The sequence below is a fragment of the Methylobacterium sp. CM6257 genome, from assembly GCF_054611515.1.
Genome location: NZ_CM137735.1, coordinates 4,695,186 through 4,708,566, shown reverse-complemented (window position 1 = coordinate 4,708,566; position 13,381 = coordinate 4,695,186). Strand labels below are relative to the sequence as shown.

The 13,381-nt window shown below is 69.3% G+C and carries 16 protein-coding genes; 10 read left to right on the top strand and 6 right to left on the bottom strand.

Annotation, left to right across the window (positions count from 1 at the left end):
- Positions 1 to 123: 123 nt before the first annotated feature.
- Positions 124 to 1,464 (top strand): flavin monoamine oxidase family protein, encoded by a 1,341-nt coding sequence (locus ACYCO6_RS22870; protein ID WP_459763575.1) that lies wholly within the window; start codon positions 124 to 126, stop codon positions 1,462 to 1,464.
- 88 nt (positions 1,465 to 1,552) lie between these two features.
- A complete protein-coding gene (locus tag ACYCO6_RS22865) occupies positions 1,553 to 2,176 on the top strand; it encodes a Crp/Fnr family transcriptional regulator (RefSeq protein ID WP_459763573.1) in 624 nt (207 codons plus the stop codon).
- 21 nt (positions 2,177 to 2,197) lie between these two features.
- On the opposite strand, the gene ACYCO6_RS22860 is transcribed toward ACYCO6_RS22865, so the two are convergent.
- Positions 2,198 to 3,196, bottom strand: coding sequence for a 2-hydroxyacid dehydrogenase (locus tag ACYCO6_RS22860; protein ID WP_459763571.1), 999 nt, complete (start codon positions 3,194 to 3,196; stop codon positions 2,198 to 2,200).
- 270 nt (positions 3,197 to 3,466) lie between these two features.
- Between ACYCO6_RS22860 and ACYCO6_RS22855 the strand changes: the two genes are divergently transcribed.
- Positions 3,467 to 4,030 carry an SH3 domain-containing protein gene (locus ACYCO6_RS22855; protein WP_459763569.1) on the top strand — a complete coding sequence of 188 codons (564 nt, stop codon included), beginning with the start codon at positions 3,467 to 3,469 and terminating at the stop codon, positions 4,028 to 4,030.
- Positions 4,031 to 4,104: 74 nt separating this feature from the next.
- On the opposite strand, the gene irr is transcribed toward ACYCO6_RS22855, so the two are convergent.
- Positions 4,105 to 4,620, bottom strand: a complete 516-nt coding sequence (gene irr, locus ACYCO6_RS22850; RefSeq protein ID WP_012319639.1) for a Fur family transcriptional regulator Irr — start codon at positions 4,618 to 4,620, stop codon at positions 4,105 to 4,107.
- Between the two features lie 213 nt (positions 4,621 to 4,833).
- Between irr and fabA the strand changes: the two genes are divergently transcribed.
- The 3 genes from fabA to fabI all read left to right on the top strand — a co-directional run bounded on the left by fabA (position 4,834) and on the right by fabI (position 7,935).
- Positions 4,834 to 5,370 carry a 3-hydroxyacyl-[acyl-carrier-protein] dehydratase FabA gene (gene fabA, locus ACYCO6_RS22845; RefSeq protein ID WP_459763566.1) on the top strand — a complete coding sequence of 179 codons (537 nt, stop codon included), beginning with the start codon at positions 4,834 to 4,836 and terminating at the stop codon, positions 5,368 to 5,370.
- A gap of 144 nt (positions 5,371 to 5,514) precedes the next feature.
- Positions 5,515 to 6,741 (top strand): beta-ketoacyl-ACP synthase I, encoded by a 1,227-nt coding sequence (fabB, locus tag ACYCO6_RS22840; RefSeq protein ID WP_459763564.1) that lies wholly within the window; start codon positions 5,515 to 5,517, stop codon positions 6,739 to 6,741.
- A 363-nt stretch (positions 6,742 to 7,104) separates the two neighbouring features.
- Entirely contained in the window at positions 7,105 to 7,935 is an 831-nt protein-coding gene (gene fabI / locus ACYCO6_RS22835) for an enoyl-ACP reductase FabI (RefSeq protein WP_459763562.1), read from the top strand.
- Positions 7,936 to 7,941: 6 nt separating this feature from the next.
- On the opposite strand, the gene ACYCO6_RS22830 is transcribed toward fabI, so the two are convergent.
- Positions 7,942 to 8,211, bottom strand: coding sequence for a hypothetical protein (locus ACYCO6_RS22830; RefSeq protein ID WP_459763561.1), 270 nt, complete (start codon positions 8,209 to 8,211; stop codon positions 7,942 to 7,944).
- A 124-nt stretch (positions 8,212 to 8,335) separates the two neighbouring features.
- Here ACYCO6_RS22830 and ACYCO6_RS22825 point away from each other — a divergent pair, with 124 nt between their 5' ends.
- A complete protein-coding gene (locus ACYCO6_RS22825; protein WP_459763560.1) occupies positions 8,336 to 8,575 on the top strand; it encodes a hypothetical protein in 240 nt (79 codons plus the stop codon).
- Between the two features lie 52 nt (positions 8,576 to 8,627).
- Positions 8,628 to 10,142, top strand: a complete 1,515-nt coding sequence (locus ACYCO6_RS22820; RefSeq protein ID WP_459763558.1) for a DUF6880 family protein — start codon at positions 8,628 to 8,630, stop codon at positions 10,140 to 10,142.
- A 51-nt stretch (positions 10,143 to 10,193) separates the two neighbouring features.
- Here ACYCO6_RS22820 and ACYCO6_RS22815 read toward each other — a convergent pair whose 3' ends face one another.
- Both ACYCO6_RS22815 and ACYCO6_RS22810 read right to left on the bottom strand, forming a co-directional pair.
- Positions 10,194 to 10,556: a DUF427 domain-containing protein gene (locus ACYCO6_RS22815; protein ID WP_459763556.1), complete on the bottom strand. Its 363-nt coding sequence runs from the start codon at positions 10,554 to 10,556 to the stop codon at positions 10,194 to 10,196.
- A complete protein-coding gene (locus tag ACYCO6_RS22810; RefSeq protein WP_459763554.1) occupies positions 10,553 to 11,443 on the bottom strand; it encodes a methyltransferase domain-containing protein in 891 nt (296 codons plus the stop codon). Before ACYCO6_RS22810 ends, ACYCO6_RS22815 begins: the two co-directional genes overlap by 4 nt.
- Positions 11,444 to 11,606: 163 nt before the next feature.
- Here ACYCO6_RS22810 and ACYCO6_RS22805 point away from each other — a divergent pair, with 163 nt between their 5' ends.
- Complete coding sequence (locus ACYCO6_RS22805; protein WP_459763552.1) at positions 11,607 to 11,852, top strand: hypothetical protein; 246 nt, start codon at positions 11,607 to 11,609, stop codon at positions 11,850 to 11,852.
- 27 nt (positions 11,853 to 11,879) lie between these two features.
- A complete protein-coding gene (locus tag ACYCO6_RS22800; protein WP_459763550.1) occupies positions 11,880 to 12,641 on the top strand; it encodes a ComF family protein in 762 nt (253 codons plus the stop codon).
- 15 nt (positions 12,642 to 12,656) lie between these two features.
- Here ACYCO6_RS22800 and ACYCO6_RS22795 read toward each other — a convergent pair whose 3' ends face one another.
- Positions 12,657 to 13,250 (bottom strand): N-acetyltransferase family protein, encoded by a 594-nt coding sequence (locus tag ACYCO6_RS22795; protein ID WP_459763548.1) that lies wholly within the window; start codon positions 13,248 to 13,250, stop codon positions 12,657 to 12,659.
- Positions 13,251 to 13,381 lie beyond the last annotated feature (131 nt).

Genomic DNA, 13,381 nt, shown 5'->3' with positions numbered 1-13,381 from the left:
GGCGAGATTTCCGGCCCGCGCCAGGAGCGGCGCGGCTGCGTTGTGAAGCGGTGCGGCGGCCGGCGCAAGATCAGGCCTCGGCACGGGTGAGACAAGGGTGCGGGGGCGCGCGTGCAGGATGCGATGGTGAAGGACTCGATACCCGGTTCACCCGGCTCCAGGAGCGCCGATCCGCCGCGCCCGCCCGCCTACCGGCCGCGCCTCGCACCGGTTCCCGATGCGCCGGAGGTGCTGGTGATCGGGTCCGGCGCCGCCGGGATCGGTGCGGCCCGGACGCTCGCGGCGCGCGGCGTCGCCGTGGCGGTTCTGGAGGCCCGCGACCGGGTCGGCGGCCGGGCCTTCACGGTGTCCCTGCGCGGCCACGCCCTTGATCTCGGCGCGCACTGGCTCCATGCCGGGCCAATCAATCCCCTCGTCGCCGTGGGCCGCGCGCGCGGAGAACGCCTGCGCCCAGCGCCGCAGGACAGCCACGTCTGGGTCGGCCGCCGGCCGGGACGCGCCGACGAGGTCCGGGCCAATGCCCGCGCCTTTGATCGGGCCGACCGGGCGATGACGCGGGGCGCCGCGCAGCCCGGAACCGACCGGCCGGCCGGGAGTGCCCTGCCGCCGGTCCTCGGCCCCTGGGGTGCGCGGGTGGCGCAGGTTCACGGGCTCGTCTCCGGAAGACCGCTGGGCGAGGTCTCGCTGCACGACTTCCCGAGCCTCGAATACAGCGACAACTTCTTCCTCGCCGAGGGCTACGGAAGCTACCTCGCCCGCTTGGCGGACGGTCTGCCAGTGGCGCTCTCCACACCGGTGACGCGGATCGATTGGTCGGGAGGGCGCGTCTGCGCGACGATCGCCGACGGCCGGGACTATCGGGCCCGCACGGTGATCGTCACGGTGCCGGTGATGGTGCTGCGGGACGGACCGGTCTTCACGCCGCCTCTGCCGAATGCGGTTCGCGCCGCTGTCGACGGCTTCACCACCGGCATCTACGAGCACGCGGTGTTGCACTGGCCGTCGAGCCCGTTCCGGGGCCGCGACCGGCTGGCGGCGATCCACGGCGGGAGACACACGCCGGCCGGGATGCTCACCCGGATCGACGGGACGCCGTTCCACTACTACGAACTCGACCTGCACGAGGCTGCGGCGATCGATGCGGCCGGCTCCGGAACGGACGGAGTCCGCCGCCATGTGCGCGCGGTCCTGGCCGATCTGTTCGGCCGGGCACGGCTGCGCGACCTGACGATCCCGGCGGTGAGCACGTGGCGGCACGATCCCTGGTCGCGCGGCTCCTGGGCGGTGGTGCCCCCCGGCCACGCACCGGCACGCCAGTTCTTGCGGGAGCCGCTGGCCGACACAGTGTGGTTTGCCGGAGAAGCGCTGTCTCGCGAACAATGGGGCACGGTCGGCGGTGCCTACGCGGAGGGCACCCGGGCCGCCGAGGCCGTGGCGGAGCGTATCCGCACGGGCACAGCCTGAGCCACGCGCGCCAGGCAGGCGCCCGGGCGGCTTGCCGGGGCCGGACAAGACGGGCATCTCCGAGGAGTCAAGCTTTGCGGGGACGCTTATGGATTGGATCGAGGGGATCGGCTACCTCGGCACCGCGCTGACCATCTCGGCTACCGCCATGAGCACCATGATCCCGCTGCGGATCATCTCGCTCTGCGCGAGTTGCGCGGTGATCACCTACGGCACGCTCATCGGCAGCATGCCGGTGGTCCTCACCGAGCTGATCCAGATGCCGTTCAATGCCTATCGGCTCTGGCAGATGCTGCGCCTCGTCCGCGACGTCGAGACCGCCGCCGACGGCGACCTGTCCCTTGACTGGCTGCGTCCCTTCGGTTCACGGCGTCCGTTCGGGATCGGCGAGGTGGTCTTCCGCAAGGGCGACCTCGCCAAGGAGATGTACTACATCGAGAGCGGCACCTTCCGGATCCCGGAAGTCGGCATCGAGGTGCGCAAGGGCGGGATCGTCGGCGAGCTGGGCCTGCTCTCTCCGGGCAACGCGCGGACGGCATCGCTCATCTGCGTCGAGGCGGGCCAGGCGCTGTGCGTAACCTACTCGGACGTCAAGCAACTCTACTACCAGAATCCGGAATTCGGGTTCTACTTTCTGAAACTCACCAGCGAGCGCCTGTTTCAGAGCGTTCAGGGCGTCAAGGAACCGATGCCGGCGGGCGACGCCCTGTAGCGGGGCCGCCCGCCGCCGCTGTCAGAGCATGCTCGGCAGGATGCGGTCCGGCGGGCGGTGCCCGTCCATGAAGGTCTTGATGTTGATAATGACCTTTTCGCCCATATCGATACGGCTCTCGTAGGTCGCCGAGCCCATGTGCGGCAGGAGCACGACCTTGCCCTGACGGGCGAGCTTCACCAGCCGGGGGCTCACCGCCGGCTCTTGCTCGAACACGTCGAGGCCGGCGGCCGAGATCTCGCCCCCCTCGATCAGCCGCGCCAGGGCGTTCTCGTCGATCACCTCGCCGCGAGCGGTGTTCACGACGATCGCCTCGGGCTTGAGGAGCTTCAGGCGCCGCGCAGAGAGGAGGTGGTAGGTCGCCGGCGTATGCGGGCAGTTCACCGACACGATGTCGACGCGCGCCAGCATCTGGTCGAGGGATTCCCAGTAGGTCGCGTCCAGTGCGTTCTCAATGGCGGACGGCACCCGGCGACGATTGTGGTAGTGGACCTGCAGACCGAAGGCACGGGCGCGTTTCGCCAGCGCTTGGCCGATTCGACCCATGCCGACGATGCCCAGCCGCTTGCCGGTAATACGCCGGCCGAGCATCCAGGTCGGGGACCAGCCGGTGGTCCACTCGTCGTCCGGGATGATGCGCGCGCCCTCGGTGATCCGACGGGCGACCGCGAGGATCAGCGCCATCGTCATGTCGGCAGTATCCTCGGTCAGCACGCCGGGCGTATTGGTGACCGTGATGCCCCGCTCCAGTGCCGCCGCCACATCGATATGATCGACACCGTTGCCGAAATTCGCGATGAGCCGAAGATTCGGCCCGGCCTGCGCGATGAGTCCGGAGTCGATTTCGTCGGTGACGGTGGGGACCAGGACGTCGGCCTCGCGCAGGGCCGCCGTCAGCGCATCCGACGACAACGCCGCATCGTCGGAATTGAGGCGGACGTCGAACAGCTCGCGCATCCGCGTCTCGACGGCATCCGGCAGGCGCCGCGTCACGACCACCAGCGGCTTGCGCTTCGACACGTCTCTCTCCCCGTCAGCCTCGCGGCCCTGGTTTCGGCTCGTGCCTGGCGGCTCTCGCCCGGACCGCTTCCTGCAAGCGTCCGTTAACCGAACTCGGCCAGACAGGATCGGGTACGCGGCGCCGGTTCCGGAGCCTGTTCCGACCCATTGGCCTCTCTACCAGAGGTGGGCCGGAACACAATCGGAAGCCGGCCGGACCCGTTTGGCAATGGGCCCTGCTTTCGACATGCGCAGCGCTCACCGTCGTCACATCCGGATAGGGAGAGGATCATGCGCGCGTCACGCCTGAGCTTCGCCGTTGCGGCGCTGCTGCTGGGCGGTCTCGCGACTGGGGCGAGGGCGGCACCCGCCGCGCCGCCCGAGGCCGGAATCGGCCCGGTGACCAAGCTTCCGCTGCCCCGCTACGCCAGCCTGAAGACCGACCGCGTCAATCTCCGCGAGGGGCCTTCCAAGGATCACCGCACCTTGTGGGTGTTCCAGCGGGCAGGCCTACCCGTGGAGATCATCGGCGAATTCGAGACCTGGCGCCGGATTCGCGATTCGGAGGGGACTGAAGGCTGGGTGCTGCACTCACTGCTCTCGGGGCGGCGCACCGCCATCGTGAATGCCGGGCCCGACAAAGGTGCCGAGAAGGCCGCCGTGTCGCTACGGGCCCGGGCCGACGACAGCGCCGAAGACGAGGCGCGGCTTCAGACCGGTGTAATCGGCAGCGTGAAGAGCTGCACCGGCACGTGGTGCCGGCTGGTGGTGGTTCTTCCGAACAAGCGGGACGTAGACGGCTACATCCGGCAGAATCGTCTCTGGGGCGTCTATCCGAACGAGATCGTGGAGTAGCCGTCTGAAACGAGAAGGGGCCCGGACGATTCCGAGCCCCTTCGAGGATCCTTCGGACGATCAGGCGGGTCGGCTCAGCCCTGGCGGCGCCCGGCTGGCCGGCTGCGGCGCAGGCGAACAATGACCTCGACCCCGGCGATCTCCATGCCCTCCGGAGCCTCGGGCAGCGAATCCACCGTGATGCCGCAATCGGGCATGTCGATCACTTGGCTCTCGTCCTCGAGGTAGAAGTGATGGTGCTCGGTCGGGTTGGTGTCGAAATAGGCCTTCGACCCGTCGAGGGCGAGCTGACGCAGCAGCCCCGCTTCCGTAAACTGGTGCAGCGTGTTGTACACCGTCGCCAGCGAGACCGGCACCTTGGCGCGCATGGCCTCGTCGTAGAGCATCTCGGCCGTCAGGTGGCGGTCGCCACGGCCGAAGAGCAGCCAGCCCAGCGACAGGCGCTGACGCGTGGGCCGCAGGCCCGCCCGCCGCAGGCGGTCACGCAGGTCAGACAGCGGGCAACCGCGGCGCGGAGTCCCGTTGGCCTCCAGTTGGGGGGCGGGGACCCGGCCGTTGAAGACGGCCTGGAATGGCACCGGTTCGGACATCGCTGGACTGAACGCTCGACGAGGGGCCTGGGGAACGGAGTTACATTTAGTATATTGGAGTGACTGGGCTGTCGCAACCCGAGCATCGCCGCACCCGCAGGTTGATGGCTTTGAAGGCGCAGCACACCGTGCTAACCCGCGCGCCAGACGACGGGGCGAGCGTTCTCGCCCGCGACGCGAAGGCCGCGCAACTCCGAGGAAACAGCCAGCTCAATGCCGCCAGACGCCGAGACACCAGCGCAGGGCGCGAGCCGCCGGTCGCATTACGCCTACGAGGATCTTCTGGCCTGCGGGCGCGGCGAGCTCTTCGGCCCCGGGAATGCGCAGCTTCCGCTGCCGCCCATGCTGATGTTCGACCGCATAACCTCGATCAGCGACGAGGGCGGCGCCCACGGCAAGGGGCACGTGCGGGCAGAGCTCGATATTCGCCCCGATCTCTGGTTCTTTCCATGTCATTTCCAGGGCGACCCGGTCATGCCGGGCTGCCTCGGTCTCGATGCCCTGTGGCAGATGGTGGGATTCTACCTCGGCTGGCTCGGCTCGCCCGGGCGTGGTCGGGCGCTGGGCGTGGGCGAGGTGAAACTCGCCGGGCAGGTCCTGCCGTCGATCAAGAAGGTCGTCTACAACGTCGACATCAAGCGCGTCCGCCAAGGCAAACTCGTGCTTGGCATCGCGGACGGCTGGCTTGAGGCCGACGGCGAGCGGGTTTACCAAGTGCAAGACATGCGGGTCGGTCTGTTTCAGAGCTGATCAGGCCTGAAGTTCCGTGGGTGTCGTTCATATCCCGGCGGCAACGCCGGACGCCCTCGGCAGTTGAGATTATGGACCCGTCACCTTAGCTGACCGGGACGCGGCGCGGGCGACCGACGCCGTGACGGAGGTATCGTCACCATCATGCGCCGTGTCGTCATCACCGGGATGGGCATCGTCTCGTCCATCGGCAACAACACGCAGGAGGTGCTCGCCTCTCTGCGCGAGGCCCGCTCGGGCATTGCGCGCGATGCCAGCTACGCCGAGCACGGATTCCGCAGCCAGGTCTCCGGCGCGCCCACTCTCGATCCCGAGGGCGTGGTGGACCGGCGCGCCATGCGCTTCCACGGCGGCGGCACCGCCTGGAATCATGTCGCCATGGATCAGGCGATCCGCGACGCCGGGTTGGAAGAGGGCGACATCTCCAACGAGCGCACCGGCATCATCATGGGCTCCGGCGGCCCCTCGACCCGGGTGATCGTCGAGGCCGCCGCTATCGCACGCGACAAGGGTCCGAAGCGGATCGGCCCGTTTGCTGTGCCGAAGGCGATGTCGTCGACCGCCTCGGCCACGCTCGCGACCTGGTTCAAGATCCGCGGCGTGAACTACTCGATCTCGTCAGCCTGCGCGACGTCGAACCACTGCATCGGCAATGCCGCCGAGGTGATCCAGGGCGGCCGACAGGACATCATCTTCGCCGGCGGCTGCGAGGATCTCGACTGGACGCTCTCGGTCCTGTTCGATGCGATGGGTGCCATGTCGTCGAAGTACAACGATACCCCTTCTCGGGCGTCCCGCGCCTACGACGCCAACCGCGACGGCTTCGTCATCGCGGGCGGCGCGGGCGTCCTGGTGCTCGAGGAGCTGGAGCACGCCAAGGCGCGCGGCGCGCGGATCTACGGCGAGGTCGCCGGCTACGGCGCCACCTCGGATGGCCACGACATGGTCGCGCCGTCGGGAGAGGGCGCGGTGCGCTGCATGCGCCAGGCGCTCGCTGGCCTGAGGGGTGCGCGGATCGACTACATCAACCCGCACGCCACCTCGACTCCCGTGGGAGACGACAAGGAGATCGAGGCGATTCGCGAGGTCTTCGGTCGCGGCGACGACTGCCCGCCGATCTCGGCTACGAAGTCTCTGACCGGCCATTCTCTCGGCGCCACCGGCGTCCAGGAGGCGATCTACAGCCTCCTGATGATGAACAACGGCTTCATCTGCGAGAGCGCGCATATCGATACGCTGGATCCTGCCTTCACCGACATGCCGATCCTGCGGGAGCGTCGCGACGGCGCCAAACTCGGCCATGTCCTGACGAACTCTTTCGGGTTCGGAGGGACCAACGCCACCTTGGTGCTGAAGCACATCGACGCCTGAGCTGCAAGCACCGGAACTGCCGCCAGGGGGACGGCGTTTACCCGGTGTTGAGATTTGGTGGTGGCGATGGGGACCTTCATCTTCGGGACACTGGGCGGCCTCATCATTGCGGGTTGCGCCGCAATTTTCGCCAAGCAGGCCCTGATCGACGAAGCGCGCTCGCGCACCGACGGGTACTTCTGAGCCCAGCCAGCTCACCATGAACACCCCGCCCTCCGGCGGGGTTTTTTGTCCGCTCTCAATCGCCACCGGTTTGGAACGCGCGCCGAGCCGCGTTAAGGCACCCTGTCGCGATTCGATGGATCGCATTGCGGCCCGTCCTCGCCTCCTGGGGGGGCGTGCTCGTTCAGGAAATGGGTCGGCATGACGGGTTTGATGGCGGGCAGGCGCGGCCTGATCATGGGTGTCGCCAACGATCACTCGATCGCCTGGGGCATAGCCAAGGCCCTTCACGCCGAGGGGGCGCGGCTCGCCTTCACGTATCAGGGCGAAGCGCTCGGCCGCCGTGTGGCGCCACTCGCCGCCAAGCTCGATTCAGACATCGTCCTGCCCTGCGACGTGGAGGATCTCTCCTCCGTCGACGCGACCTTCGCGGCGCTCGACGAGCGATTCGACGGCGGGCTCGATTTCTTGGTCCACGCCATCGGCTTCTCCGACAAGGGGCAGCTCAAGGGTCGCTACGTCGACGTCACCACGCGCGAGAATTTCGTGCGCACGATGACGATCTCGTGCTTCTCCTTCACGGAAGTCGCGCAGCGCGCGGCCAAGCGCATGACGAACGGCGGCTCGCTCCTGACGCTGACCTATGGCGGCTCGACCCGCGTCATGCCGAATTACAACGTCATGGGTGTGGCCAAGGCCGCCCTGGAGGCGTCGGTACGCTACCTCGCCAGCGATCTCGGCCCGGACGGGATCCGGGTGAACGCCCTCTCGGCTGGGCCGATGCGGACGCTTGCGGGCGCCGGGATTGCCGATGCGCGGCTGATGTTCAACCACCAGCGGGCCCACGCGCCGCTGCGGCGCACGGTCAGCTTGGAGGATGTGGGCGGCTCGGCCCTCTACCTGCTCTCACCGCTCTCGGGCGGCGTCACCGGCGAGGTCCATTTCGTGGATGCCGGCTACAACATCATCTCCATGCCGCGCCCGGACGTGCTCCAGGCGCAGGACGCGGCGGGTGTCGTAGGCGATTCCTGAGACCCGCTACTCCTCGGGAATCCGGCCCGGCGGCAGCGGACCACCCCGGCGCTCGCCATAGTCGCCGCGACCGCTACGCCGGTGGTGCTCGGCCCGGACCTCATCGGCGGAGGGGGGCGCCGAGGGATAGTTCGAGGCGAACGGGTTCGGCGGTGCCCCCCGAGACGTGCCGCCGAAGAGCTTGTCCAGAAAACCCTCGTCAGCGCCGGCAGGCTTTGCGGTGAGGAGAAGGGCGAGGGTGAAGATCGGTCGGAGCTGCATCGTGATCATCTGCATGCCGGGATCCGATGCCCGTAGCAGCCCTTTCCGGCAGATCGGAGGCCGAGGACGTGGTCGCCTGGAACCGCGGCGCCCGCAGCGGGTTCGCGGTCAACGGTCATGGACGCGTACAGGAGGCGAGATGTCCGAGGTCACCTATCGCATCGTCGAGCACGACGGCGGCTTCGCCTACAAGGTCGGCGACGTGTATTCAGAGACGTTCCCGAACCGCGAGGCGGCCCTTCAGGCGGCCCAGGCTGCTGCGGCGGAGCAGCAGGTCCCCGGCTCGACGGAAGGCATCCGCTATCAGGACCAGGCCGGAGCGTGGCACGACGAGACTGCGCGCGGGAACGACCGCCCCCGCGCCAAGGTCGAAGAATAACGGCGACGGGCATACCGGCCATGCGGAATCCGGCGCATCGGCGGGAGGCGTCGTGGCGCGGGTGACCAGTGTGAAGAAGGGAGCGGGTGTCAAGGCCCGCTCCGCTGCAACGACCCTGCCGAAGGGTGCGCGCCGCACGACCCCGTCGCCCGAAACCCTGGCGGCGCTCGGGCCGGATCGGCTCATTGGGTTGATCCTCGGCGAGACCGCGCGCAATCCGGCCTTCAAGAAGCTCGTGAGCGCGGCGCTCGCGTCCCTTCAGGGACCGGACGCGGTCGCGGCTATCGTCGACAGGCGGCTTACGGCGCTCGAAGGCGCTCAGGGCTATATCGACTGGCAGAAGCGGCGCGCCTTCACCACCGACCTCAACGCCACCGTCACGGTCATCCTGAACGAGCTGCGCCCCCTCGACCCCGGCGCCGCCCTCGACCGGCTGCGGCGCTTCCTCGACGGCGCCGATGCCGTGCTCAACCGCGTCGACGACAGCACCGGCGCCGTGCAGGGCGTGTACGAGCGGGCCTCCGACGCCTTCGTGGAGATCGCGGCCGGTTTGCCGCCGGAGGATACTGCGCGCGTCGCGGAGAGCCTTGTGAGTTCGTTCACGGCCGATCCGTTCGGCTCGCTGGGGGCCGTGCTCGGCGATATCGTCCCGAAGCTCAACGACGAAACCCTCGCCGACATCGACGCCCGCCTCGCCGAGACTGCGGCCGCCCTGCCGAAGGCCGGCCAGCCCCGGAGCGAGGCTGCCTACCGTCGGGAGGCGGCACGGGCTCAGATCCTGCGCCTGCGACAAGCCATCGCCGACCGGCGCGGTGACCCGGATACCTTCATCGCCCTCGAGGGCGAGATCATGCCGGGGCGGGAGAATCGGGCGGAGATCGCCCGACGGCTGCTGGAAGCCGGGCGGTCAGAGGAAGCCTTGACCTGGATCCGGCGCATGCAGGATCCCGGACTCCGCGTCGCCACCCGGGCGGACCTGATCGCCGGTTTCGACCTGCGCGGCCCTGAACGCGAGCGGCAGGCGCTGGAGATCGAAATTCTCGACGCGCTCGGACGGGGCGACGAGGCCCAGGCCCAGCGCTGGGCACGCTTCGAGCGCGATCTCGATGCGCCGATGCTGCGCGCCTACCTCGCCAAGCTGCCGGATTTCGAGGACGAGGAGGCACTCCTGCGCGCCCTCGACCATGCCGAGGCCTTCCCGCAGCCCCATCGGGCGCTCGCCTTCCTGGCGGGCTGGCCGGATCTGCGCCGCGCGGCACGGCTGGTGACGGAGCGGCCGGAGATCTGGCAGGGTGACCAGTACGCCGTGCTGGCGCCGGCCGCCGACGCGCTCACGCAGGACCATCCTCTGGCCGCGACGATCCTCTACCGCCGGCTTCTCGACGAGATCCTCCAATCCGGCCGTAGTGCCGCTTACCCCCACGGAGCGCGCTACCTGCTTGAACTCGACGGCCTCGCCGGCCGGCTCGAGGCGGGCGCGATCAGTCCCGAGCCGGACGCATACCGGGAGAAGCTGCGGCGGGAGCACGGGCGCAAGCACGCGTTCTGGAGCCTGCTGCGGGATTGAGGAGCGACCGCGCCGATGCAAGGAACGCGGACCGTGCGTTCGTCGCCGCGCTCAATCGGTGATCTCGATCGCGTCGACGCGGTCCGGATAGAACGCCACGTACTCCCGGATCGCCGCGACCGCCGGATAGGGACTCTCGTAGCTCCACACCGCATCGGGCCGTCGCAGGCCGTCGACCACGAGGTCGAAATACCGCGCATCGCCCTTGTAGGGGCAGTGGCTGGTCTGCGCCGAGGGGACGAAGCTCTCGGCGCGAATATCGCGTCGCGGCACGTAGAAGACCGCCGGGTAGCGGGCCTCCTCGAGGCGCAGGGCGCTGCGCGTATCTGCGACCGCGATGCCCGCCACGAGGACGCGGATGCGGCGGGGCTCCGGCGCGACGGTAATCGGGTGGTCAGGGCCGGGCACCTTCATGAAGATCCTCCGCTCTCGGGTTTCAGCTCGACGGTCCCGAGCGCATCGGCCAGGCGCGACTTGGCGGTGCCTGGCCTGAGCGGCTTCTGCTGGCTCGCGTGCGGCACCCAGCCCGACAGCCACAGCACCTCGAAGGTCGCCCGCACCCGGCCGTCGGGATCCGAGAAGCGTTCCGCGTAAACCTCCGCGGCGCGCAGGAGGGTGGCCCGGCGCAGCGGGGTCCGCCGCCGTTCGGTGAGAACGTTGGTCATCCCCATGGCGCGCAGATCGCGCATGAGACCGAACGGTTCGGCATAGCGCACCGTCAGCGTGTCGGTGTCCGCCACAGGGAGGGCAAAGCCCGCCCGCTGCAGGAGCGCCCCCGCCTCGCGCACGGCCGCGAAGGGCGCCACCCGCGGGCTGATCCCGCCCTCGACTTCACTCTCGGCCACGGCGAAGCTCTGGCGCAGTTCGGTCAAGGTCGCGCCGCCGAGGAGGCATCCGAGGAATAGGCCGTCCGGCCGCAGGGCGCGGCGCAGCTGGATCAGGGTGCCCGGCAGGTCGTTGACGGCGTGAAGAGCCAGCAGCGAGACCGCGAGATCGAGACTGCCGGTCGCAAGGGGCAGAATCTCTGGATCGCCGACGATCCGACCGCCGCCGGTTTCGGGAAGTGCGGCGAGGCGGAGCTGCCGCGCCTGCGGATACCGGGCCGCCAGCAGCCGGGTTGCGGCCAAGCCCGGCGTTGCGAGATCGAGCGCCGACGAGAAATCCCGCAGGACCGCACCCAATCGATCATCGAGATCCTCGGCAAGCCGATCGGTCAGGAATCCCGCGAAGCCGTTGCGCTCGGCTCTGGCGAGGCGGCGGCGGGCGAGGGCGGTGTCGAACAGGGTGGCCGGTGCATCCATCGGCGTGCAGATGGCATTCGCGACGGCATCCCGCCAGCTCTGCGGCAGCGGATCCGGACGCGCACAGAACCGTGAGCCACGATAGACTGACGGAACGACTCGGCAGCGTCGCTGTTCCTGCTGCAACTGGCCCTACGGCCGAGATTCCTCACGGAGCACGATCATGAAGCGCACGCTCGTCGGGGCCGCTGTGGCCCTTGCCGCCCTCACCGCCGCCGGCGGCGCAGAGGCGAAGGGTTGCATCAAGGGCGCAATCGTCGGCGGCGTCGCCGGCCATTACGCCGGGCACCACGGCCTCCTGGGCGCCGCCGCCGGCTGCGCCATCGGCCGGCATCGGGCTAACGCCCGGGCCCGGCAGATGGATCAGCAGCAGACAGATCCCCAGGCGCGGCCCGTCTCCGCCCACTGACGCCAGGGCGGACGGACCGTCCTCAGGATGGCGGCGATCCACGCCGCGGCAGCAGCCTTGCGCGGGCTTCCGCGCGGGATCCTGTCTTTGGTCTACCCGCCAACCTGCTCCGGATGCGGCGCTGCCACGGCCGATCCCGGTGCCTTGTGTCCGGTCTGCTGGTCCAGTCTGCGGCTGATCGAGGAGCCGGTCTGTCAGCGCTACGGCACACCGTTCGCGCTGGATCTCGGGATCGGTCCGCTGCTCTCGCCTCGAGCGATCGCGGACCCGCCGGCCTTCGCACGCGCCCGGGCGGTGGCGCTTTATGACGAGGTGGCGAGGCGCCTCGTCCATCGTCTGAAATACGAGGACCGCCTCGATTTGGCGGGTATCATGGCGCGGATGATGGCCGCGAGCGGCCGAACCCTGGTCGCCGAGGCAGAGTGCCTCGTGCCGGTGCCGCTCCATCGCGGACGGCTGTGGCGGCGTCGCTTCAACCAGGCAGCCCTTCTCGGGAAAGCGATCGCGGCCGGAGCGGGGCTCCCGTTCGCGCCGACGGCGCTGGTGCGCATGCGCGCGACCCGCTCGCAGGTCGGCCTGAGCCGCGCGGCGCGGGCCGAGAACCTGAGCGGCGCGTTCCGGGTCCCAGCCGCCGAGGCGCATCGGATCTGCGGGCGCCGGGTTCTACTCGTCGACGATGTCACCACCACGGGCGCGACCGGCAATGCGGCCGCCCGTGCCCTCCTGCGCGGAGGAGCTGCGTCGGTCGATCTCCTGACCTTCGCCCTGGTGGGCGACAGGGCGGGGTGAGCGCCCACCGTACTGTCAGGCCGGACTGCGTTCCCGGTTCGGGAAGCTCACCGCGAGGCTGAAATCGAAGGCCTCCGCGATGCCCTCGTACCAGAAGGAGAACGGCGTCGGCCGTTCGAGGTGGAGGGCGCCGTCGATCTCGGCCCCCTCGTGCTGGAGTTCCGCGCCATGCTTGGCCGCGAGCCGCAGCATCGGCCCGTTCCCGGACAGGCAGCGGACATGGAGATCCACCACCCCGCGGTACCGAGCCGCGCGGGCGATCCGCGCGAACAGGCCCGCACCGATGCCGCGGCGGCGGAAGGCGTGCTCTACTGCGAAGGCCGCTTCGGCTCGCGGACCGAGGACGCAGCTCGACCTGCACGGCCCCATGGGGCGCAACTCGCCGAGCCCCCGCAGAAGGCCGTCCACGAAGGCGCCGTACATCACGCCCTCGGCCGTCACAGCCTGCGCGGCATAGCTCCGCACGCCCGCCTCGCTGACATTGCCCATGAAGCGGCTTTCCCGAGTGTCGGGATCCAAGCGCAGAAAGTAGTCGAGAACTGCGGCGCGGTCGGCCGGCCACAGCCGCCGGATGCTGTGAGCCGGCACATCAAGGTGTCGAGCGGCCATGATGGGTCTCCGGTCTTGGCGCATGGATGCGCGGTTTGATCCGGACGTTCCTCCCCAGAGACGGCCACGGTCTCGCATCCCCGGCATCGTTGTGCAATGCAGCACGAAGGGAGGATGAATGTTCCGCGTGG